Source organism: Aerococcus sp. UMB1112A, from assembly GCF_030230715.1.
Classification (GTDB): Bacteria; Bacillota; Bacilli; order Lactobacillales; family Aerococcaceae; genus Aerococcus.
The window spans coordinates 1-10,218 of record NZ_JASPDS010000031.1 but is presented as its reverse complement, the minus strand read 5'-3'; the positions used below and the strand labels follow the sequence as shown (position 1 = coordinate 10,218).

Here is a 10,218-nt window from a genome sequence, read left to right as displayed (position 1 = left end):
TACCTCAAAAAAGAGAAAGGATATTTGTTGTTTCATGTCTTGGAGCAAATAACTTTTCTTTTAATAAATTGGAGAGGAAAGAAACAAGACCACTAAGTGAATTTTTAGAAAAGGATGTAAGTGAACTATACACAATGACCCAACCTTATATGCTGAAATTTTTAAATAAAGGCATAGATAATAGTTTTAGAGGGCGACTCAAAGTGATTAAAGATTTTTCTTATACTATTTCTACAAAACAGATGAGAGTACCTAATTCTGGAATAATAGATATTGGAAATGGTAAATATAGGTATTTAACAGAAAGAGAATGTTTAAGACTCATGGGTTTTGATGACAATGATATAGATAAACTAGAAGAAGCACATCCAAGAAGAAAAAATTGCACCTCAAGTAAACTATATAAGCAGGCCGGCAATTCTATTGTGGTTAATATTTTAATGGCGATTATAAAAGAAATTCATAGAATGGAGGTAGAAAATGCAAGTAAATGATTTTAAGAATATACAAGAAGCTATAAAGTATGAAGTGTTACAAGATGAAAAAGAATATCTAAAACTCTTAAAAGTTATAGGCAATAATCAGAAATATGATTTTTCTAGCCAATTGAGTATATACAACAAAGAACCTGAAGCTAGAGCTTGTGCGACTTTTGATATGTGGAAAAAATATTTTGGAAGAGTTGTTATGAGAGGTCAAAAGGGTATTCCAATTTTAGTTGGAAGTGATGTAAATCAAAGAATTTCATACATTTTTGATATTAGTCAAACCACATCAATGGATAGGAATATTAATGAGGTTAGCTTATGGCAGTTTGACCACGAAAACCATAAGGAGGCTTTAAAAGAAATAATAAGAGATTCTTCATTTGAAGCGAGTGATTCACTTAATGAAAATATATTTTCTTTAAGTCGAATTTATGGAGATGAATATATTAATTTGGCTCTTGCTGATTTAAGGATAGATATAGAGGATAGACTTAGTTTTGAAAAGTTTATGAGAGACTCAATATCCTATGCGGTAGCTAATAGGTTTAATACAGTCTATCCTATGGATATGGAAATTTTAAAAAATAATTTTTCTAGGATTAATACAATTTCTTTAGAACAGATAGGTCTTGTAATATCAAGGGTTAGTGAAGATGTTATAGATAAAACAATAGAAAAATCTAAGGAAATGGATCGAGCTAGGCTGCTGACAGAAAGGGTCGCTGCCGACTATAATAAAGATATAGAAAATACAAATGAAAATAGAGGAGGTCAAGATGATTTATATAGACGAGATGATAGGTCAAGAAGTAGAGATGGACGAGTTTTCACAGATGGAAGCGACAGAGGAAATATCAATGAAGATCGAAGAGAAAACCTTGGACATGATGGAGAAGGATCTGGAATTTATGAAGAAATTTCCGAATCCGACATACGCAGTTCTAAGACTGTCTTACCTAGTAGGGAGCGAGGACATGGAGAACTGGAAGAAACTTCAGGAAATGTACGAGGAGAAAACACTTTTGAACCATCTGAAGGAAATTCAGAATCAGGCAGTGGACTATATCAAGAGAGAGAAAGTCAAGATGATGAAAGCACAAGGATTGACAGAGAAGATGAAAAGAGAGAATCCAGAGGAATACCAAGGACAGATGAACAACTTGATGGCAACAGTGAAGAAAATGGCAATCAAGGAATACGTGGAAGCCTAGAAAATGAAATAAGCCAAGAAAAGGAAGCTGATGAAGCTTCTTTTTTTGATGATAAAAACACTGAAAATAGAAAAGATTACTGGATTGTAGAATTTAATGAAAACCACGAATTAGTTCCCGATTATAGTGGGAAGATAGTAACCAAAGACTTAATCAATATCCTAAGACAAAAGGATATTGATGTTAAAGACCATAATCAAACTCTTGGAGAAAATGAATTTGGAGAAATGACTGATGATTATATCGGATATTTCAAATTCTATTTTGACCACTATATAGATGGAGAAGTTGTCGAACACTATAGGATTGACCTTGGAGATGGTGAAGAAGTAAATGAGCGTGAATTTTCATATTTAGAAGAGCAAGTTGCACTAAGTAAGGAAAAATCTTTACAAGAAGAAGTTAAGGAAAATATAGAGCCTAAATTTAAGATAGGTGATCAGGTTAGATATAAAGATAAAGAATTTACCATTACAGATTTTGATGAACTAAGTGGAGGACTTAAAACTGTAACCATCAGAGATAATATGGAATATATGGGAGGTATGATTAGGGGTTCGGAAGTAATTCCATATAGAAACGATTCATACCTTGAAGAAATCTTTGAAAATCTAAGTCAAACATCAGAAAAACTAGCAGTAAAAGTTGGAAAAGAATTTATTCTAGAAGATGAGAATGTCTTTGATGGAATTAACTTAATTGAAACAGGAACTAAAGTAGAAGTTAATGGAGAAGAAATCCCCTTATATAAGGGTGAAACATTTGAAGAAAGTAGAAAGATTGATGACCTTTTAGATAGTGGAAATTATGAGATATACAAATTATCTGAGCATGAAAAACAAATTGAAAAACAAGTAGAGCAAGAAAGCTTTATTGATAGCCACAATCCTGAAATTGACCAAATGATGGATAGATACAATGTTCCAAGAGAAGCAGCCGAAAACTTATTGAGAGGTAAAGAAGATTTAAAAAATCTAGGCTATGAACCTAATAAGGAAAGGCTAAGTTTTGCTAGAAATTATGACTTGAAAAATCATATTTACTCAGAATACCTAACTCCATCAGAAAAGCTAGATAAAAATATAAAAGCTATTAAAATGCTCAAAAGACTTGAAAATGAAAATAGGAGTCCAAGAGAGTATGAACAAGCCTATCTTGCTGACTATTTAGGTTGGGGAGGTCTTTCCGATGTATTTGATGAAGAAAAAGGAGGTCAATGGCTTGAAGCAAGGAATATTTTAAAGGAAAATCTAACAAATGAAGAGTATTTGAATGCTAAAGAGTCTACATTAACGTCGTTTTATACACCTAGAGAAGTAATGGATGGAATATATAAGACACTAACAGATATGGGTTTTAAGACCGGGAATATCCTCGAACCATCTGCAGGAGTTGGTAACTTCATTGGTAATATGCCAAGTGAAATGCAAAGCTCTAAAGTCTATGGAGTAGAAAAAGATAGCCTAAGCGGAAGAATAGCCAGAGAACTTTATCCTGAAGCTAATATTCAAATTAAAGGTTTTGAAGAAACAAACTTCTCAAACAATTTCTTTGACTTGGTAATAGGAAATGTTCCCTTTGGAGATTTTAAAGTTAACGATCGTGAATATAACAGAAATAACTTTCTGATTCACGATTATTTTTTTGCAAAGTCAATAGATAAGGTTAGGAATGGAGGAATTATTGCCTTCATAACTTCGTCTGGAACTATGGATAAAAAAGATGAATCTGTTAGAAAATATATTAATGCAAGATGTGAGTTTTTAGGAGCTATGAGGCTACCTAATACAACATTTAAAGGACTTGCTGGTACAGAAGTTACTTCGGATATTATTTTTTTAAAGAAGAGAGATTCAGTTATAGAAAGAGATGACGATTGGATTCATCTAGCAACTGATAAAAAGGGTTTGACTTACAACAAATATTTTGTAGATAATCCTCAAATGGTATTAGGGGATATGAAAGAAGTATCTGGAAGATTTGGAAATACAATTACTTGTGATGAAAGAGAAGACGAAAATCTAAAAGATTTAATGGATCTTGCAAGTAAGGAAATATCTTCAAATTCAAAATATGAAGAGGTCGAACTATTGGAAGATGAAGAATTAAGTCTTCCAGCAACAGATGATGTTAAAAATTTTTCTTATACTATTATTGACGAAGAAGTCTACCTAAGAGAAAACTCAGTCTTAATTAAGCAGAATATATCAGATAAAAATAAAGAAAAGATAAAAGATTACCTTGATGTAATGAATGCTTTAAAAGATGTAATAGAAAAACAAAAGGACGATTTTTCTGATGAAGAAATAAAAGAATCACAAGCAAAGTTAAATGAGATCTATGATAATTTTTCAAAAAAACATGGCTTTATTAACTCCTTATCAAACACCAGAGCCTTAAAGGAAGACTCAAACTTTTCTTTGGTATCATCAATAGAAATACTTGATGATGAGGATAATTTCAAAGCTAAGAGTGATATATTTTCAAAAAGAACAATAACAAAGGCAAAGGTAGTAGACCATGTAGATACTTCCCTTGAAGCCTTAGTCTTATCAGTTTCACAAAAGGGATATGTAGATTTTGAATATATGGAATCTATCACAAGTAAAGATAGGGACACCTTAATTGGTGAGCTTGAAGGCGAGATATTTTTAGATATTAAGGACACAGACCTAATAAATAACAGAATGCCCTTTGAAAACTTTGACAATGACGATCCATTTCATTTTTCATATGTATCGGCTGACGAGTATTTAAGTGGCAATATCAGAGAGAAAATTGGCTATCTCAATTCATATATCGGAGAAATTGAAAATGTAATAGATTTAGCGCCTTCTGAAAAGAAAGACACATTATTAAACGAGTTAGGCAAACTCAAATATCAAAGAGAAAAATTACAAGAAGTTATGCCTGAAGAACTCACTGCTTCTGATATAAATGTAAGGTTAGGAGCAACTTGGATACCTCAAAAAGATATAGAAGACTTTACTTTTAATCTTTTAAAAACACCAGGTTATGATAGGTGGAATATAAATGTTAGGTTCTCACCACATACAAGTGAATGGAATATTGAAGGCAAAAGTGTTGACTCAACTAATGAGCTTGCAAATATGACTTATGGTACAAGTAGAGTAAATGCCTATAAGCTAATTGAAAATGCTCTTAATCTAAAAGATACAAAGGTATTTGACCAAGTAATAAATGATGATGGTTCTAAGACATCTGTATTAAATAAAAAAGAAACTATGCTTGCAAGTCAAAAGCAAGAACTGATTAAAGAAGAATTTAAGAATTGGATATTTGAAGATTCTGATAGAAGATATAGGCTAGAAAAGATTTATAATGAAAAATTCAATTCAATTAGAAATAGAGAATTTGATGGTTCTAATTTAACTTTTGATGGAATGAATACTGAAATCAGACTTCGAGAACATCAGAAAAACGCCATAGCAAGGACTCTTTATGGTGGAAATACACTACTTGCCCATGTGGTAGGAGCAGGAAAAACTTTTGAAATGGTAGCTTCTGCTATGGAATCTAAAAAGTTAGGACTTGCAAGTAAATCATTATTTGTAGTTCCCAACCACCTAACCACTCAAATTGGTAGAGAGTTTATGCAGTTATATCCGTCAGCAAACATTATGGTGGCCGATAAAAAAGACTTCCAACCTAAAAATAGGAAAAGATTTATTGGTAGGATTGCAACGGGAGAATATGATGCGGTCATCATAGGACACTCTCAATTTGAAAAAATACCAATGTCTAAGGAATACCAGATAAGGCATATACAAGACCAAATAGATGATATAGTTTCCTTTATTGATGAGAATAAAAGAAATAGAGGAGAAAATTTCACAGTAAAACAACTAGAAAAGACAAAGAAAAAACTCTTGGTAAGACTTGAAAAACTAAATGATGACTTTAAAAAAGATGATGTAATAACCTTTGAAGAACTAGGAGTAGATAAGTTATTTATAGACGAAGCTCATAATTACAAAAACTTATTCTTGCATACCAAGATGAGAAATGTTGCGGGTATCGGTCAGAGTGAAGCCTTTAAGTCTTCAGATATGTATATGAAATGTAGGTATATGGATGAAATGACAGATGGAAAGGGAGTTGTATTTGCTACTGGTACACCAATATCAAATTCAATGACAGAGCTTTATACCATGCAAAGATACCTTCAATATGACGATTTAAAGGCAAGAGGATTAGAACATTTTGACGCTTGGGCTTCTACTTTTGGAGAAACAGAAAACACCTTTGAATTATCTCCAGAAGGAACTGGATATAGGCAAAAGACAAGATTTTCAAAGTTTTATAACTTGCCAGAACTGATGAGCATGTTTAAAGAAGTAGCAGATATAAAGACATCAGACATGTTAAATTTGCCAGTTCCTGAAGCAAACTTCGAAGTTATTAAAACGAAACCTACTGAGGAACAAAAAGAAATATTAGAAGCTATTTCAGAAAGAGCTGACGCAGTTAGAAATAACCAAGTAGAGCCAACAGAAGATAATATGCTAAAGATTACTAATGATGGTAAAAAACTTGCCCTTGACCAAAGATTAATAAATCCACTACTTCCAGATGATCCTAATTCAAAAGTTAATGTATGCGTTAAAAATATATTTTCGATCTGGGATAAGACAAAAGAAAATTCATCGACCCAATTAGTGTTTTCAGATATGTCGACACCAAAAGGAGATGGAGAATTTAATATCTATGATGATATTAGAAATAAGCTAGTGAATATGGGAGTACCTAAAGAAGAAATAGCCTTTATTCACGAAGCAGATACAGACAAACAAAAAGATGAATTATTCTCTAAGGTAAGAAGAGGAGAAGTAAGAGTATTATTAGGATCTACTCAAAAAATGGGAGCAGGTACAAATGTACAAAATAAACTAATAGCCTTACATGATTTAGACGTCCCATGGAGACCGTCTGACCTAGAGCAAAGAAGTGGTAGAATTGTTCGTCAAGGTAATGAAAATGATAAGGTAAATATCTTTAGATATGTAACAGAAAATACTTTTGATGCTTATTTATGGGTGCGACATGAAGTCGCTTAATTTAACTGTTTGGCGTGATGACCAAACCAACTATTCCGTTAGTTGAGCCGAGTATCGACTGCACTTAGGTGTGGTAAGCCGATATTAAAGTAGCCCTAATTGAGGTAAAACCGTGAGGAAATGACGAAACTGCCAGCAACAAGGTGGTTAGGGAGCGAGGCTTGATAATATGGCTAACATATGTGAACTACTGATAAATGTCGTTAAGGCGAACAGGCTAAAGTTGCTGATAAGCCTGAACCAAAATGGTGTGTAGTCGGATAATCCTTTCCATAGTGAGATTACACGGACAAAAAGACTACCGGCAGAGAGGTAGAGCCTAAGTTATCAATGTTAATTAAGTGAAACATGGTAAGCCTGTACTATTGCCATAAGGCAAGGCAAATCGTAAGAAATGCTGATAATGGTGCAGGTAAAGGAGAATGGAAAAAGCGAATGCCATCTTGTAATGAGATGGATAGGGGTTCAAAATTTGCCCTAACTTGAAAGAGTGCAGACTTCCATTTGGTTTTTATTCACAAGAGAACTTGTAGAATTTTTGAAAGGAGAAAGCAAATGAACAGTAAAATGTGTGCTACTACTAACAGAGCTAAAGACTGGGAAAGTATAGATTTTTCTCTAGCAGAAAGCTATGTTAAAAAACTACAAATGCGTATTGTGAAAGCGTGGAAAATGAGTAAATACGGAAAGGTAAAATCTTTACAACATTTACTCACAACTTCATTTTATGCAAAAGCCTTGGCTATTAAGAGGGTAACTGAAAATCAAGGCAAGAAAACAAGTGGTGTAGATGGCGAATTATGGCTAACACCACAGGCAAAGTATAAGGCAATAGAAAAGTTAAATTTAAGAGGATATAAACCTAAGCCTCTTAAAAGAGTGTATATACCAAAGAAAAATGGGAAGAAAAGACCTCTCAGCATTCCTACAATGACAGATAGAGCAATGCAAACCCTATATAAATTTGCACTTGAACCCATAGCAGAAACTACTGCTGACCCTAATTCTTATGGATTTAGGGCAAAAAGATGTACACAAGATGCTATCGAGCAGTGTTTTACATCACTTAATAAAAAGAAATCTGCAAAATGGGTACTTGAGGGAGATATAAAAGGTTGTTTTGATAATATAAGTCATGAATGGATATTAAATAATATCCCGATGAACAAGAAATTATTAAAACTCTGGCTTGAGTGTGGATATATAGAAAAACAAAAACTATTTCCAACAGAAACAGGAAGTCCCCAAGGCTCGCCAATATCACCTATTATTTCCAATATGGTATTAGATGGTTTAGAAAAAGCAATCAAAGAGAAATACCATAGAAGAACAGTAAATAAGAAAACATATTTCCCAAAGGTTAACTTTGCTAGATATGCAGATGATTTCATCGTTACAGGGGAAAGTGCAGAATTGCTTGAAAATGGTGTAAAGCCAATCATTGTAAAATTCTTGGCTGAAAGAGGTTTAGAATTATCAGAGGAAAAGACACTCATAACACACATAAATGACGGTTTTGATTTTCTTGGAGTTAATATTAGGATGTATAAAGATAAGTTGCTTACAAAACCATCTGATAAGAACTTCAAGGCTATTGTCGATAAAATCAGACGAATCATAAAAGATAATCCGTCAATGAAACAAGAAATATTGATTAGAAAACTAAATCCAATCATTATAGGTTGGGTAAACTATCAGAAATATAATGTTTCATCTAAAGCCTTTGAAAAACTTGATTATGAAATATATAAAAGCTTGTGGACCTGGTGCGTTCGTAGACACCCAAAGAAAGGTAGAAAATGGATAGCTAAGAAATACTTCCATACCATTGGAAATAGAATCTGGACTTTCAGTGTAGCAACTGGTGACAGAATGGAAAATGGCGAGAAATACTATCTTCGTCTTAAATATGCTACAGATACTGATATTAAAAGATTTACCAAGATACAAGCTGAAGCAAATCCATTTGATGAAAATTGGCAAATATACTTTGAAGAAAGAGAAGAGTTAAAAATACGAAACGAACTTAAAGGACGTACAGTTATAAATAGACTGTATAAAACGCAAAATGGAATATGCCCTGTTTGTGGAGAGAAAATAACTATTGATACAGACTTTAGAGTACATCAAACAATTCAAAATAACATTACCCTTAAAACTTTAGTACACCCTTGGTGTCATAGAAAATTGCATATAAATGATGAAGAAAACACGCTGGCTCTTTAATTAGGGCTTATAAAAACTTGAGCCGTGTGAGGGGAAACTCTCATGCACGGTTCTTAGAGGGGAAAGGGATAGTAATATCCCCGACCTACTCGACCAGACAATAGAGAATAAGCAGAAGTTCATTTCACAGATTATGACAAGTAAAACACCTGTCAGAGTTGCGGAAGATGTTGATGAGGCAAGCTTATCTTATTCAGAGATTAAAGCTTTAGCGACTGGTAATCCATTAATTAAGGAAAAGATGGATTTAGATAACGAAGTTACAAAGCTAAAAATGCTTGAAGCAAACTATAAGTCTAATAAATACAAGCTTGAAGATAAGGTAAATAAAATTTATCCTCAAAGTATTTTAAAAACTGAAATGGAAATACAAGCAGTTAAAGAAGATATTGCAAGTGTTGAGAAATTAGGAGAAGGAGAAAGTAAATTCACTTCAATCAGTCTTGGTGCAAATAAAATTTTAGATAAGAAAGAAGCCGGAGAGAAGCTATTAGAAGAAATAAAAAAGGTAAAGATAAATGATAGCAAGGTCATTGGTAAATATAGAAATTTAGACTTACAAGTTTCATATAACTTTATGACTAATACTCACACCTTTAAACTCCTAGGAAAAGCAGAATATTTCGGAGAGTTTTCAAACTCTACTGATGGTAATATAACAAGACTTGATAATGCTATTGAAAAAATACCTGCAAGACTTGAGAGGTTATATCAAAACCTTGAAAACTATAAAGAATCTTTAGAAAATGCCAAAGTAGAATTAACTAAACCATTTGAAAAAGCTGATGAGTTAAGGGATAAGACACTAAGACTAGCTGAGATTAATAAACTTTTAGATATGGGAGAAGTAGAAGAATTAGAAAACCAATCACCACTATTAGAAAATTTAAAGAGGGCGATAGTTGATTATTCTAACTACGAGTTTTCAGAATCTAATAGCTATGATGACTTTGACAAACTATATCCCGATTTAAGCCATATAGGACTTGCCTATACAGAAACACCAGATGGTAAGCACTCGATTCAATATGAGGTAAATTTGGAAGAAAAAACATGGACTCAGTATGTAGATAATGTTGCTATTAGAACAGAATCTTTTGTAGATGAAGATATATCTAATTCACAAGCTCTTAAAGATATGACTGAAGCCATAAAGATGTCAAGTTTTGATGATCTGGTATCAGTAGATGAAGAAGATTTTAAACAAGCTTTAGG

2 protein-coding genes and 3 pseudogenes are annotated in these 10,218 nt (G+C 32.8%); all 5 read left to right on the top strand.

Annotated elements, in window-relative coordinates; all coding sequences use genetic code 11:
* Window positions 1–494 (top strand): DNA cytosine methyltransferase (locus QP860_RS10055; RefSeq protein WP_284912728.1); only part of this gene is annotated, 494 nt, incomplete at its 5' end.
* 2,257 nt (window positions 495–2,751) lie between these two features.
* Window positions 2,752–4,360, top strand: a pseudogene (locus QP860_RS10625) (winged helix domain-containing protein); the annotation flags it as partial.
* A 209-nt stretch (window positions 4,361–4,569) separates the two neighbouring features.
* Window positions 4,570–6,756 (top strand): annotated as a pseudogene (locus tag QP860_RS10620) (helicase-like domain-containing protein); the annotation flags it as partial.
* Window positions 6,757–7,332: 576 nt separating this feature from the next.
* A complete protein-coding gene (ltrA, locus tag QP860_RS10045; RefSeq protein WP_284912725.1) occupies window positions 7,333–9,003 on the top strand; it encodes a group II intron reverse transcriptase/maturase in 1,671 nt (556 codons plus the stop codon).
* A gap of 88 nt (window positions 9,004–9,091) precedes the next feature.
* Window positions 9,092–10,218: pseudogene (locus tag QP860_RS10040) on the top strand (helicase-related protein); the annotation flags it as partial.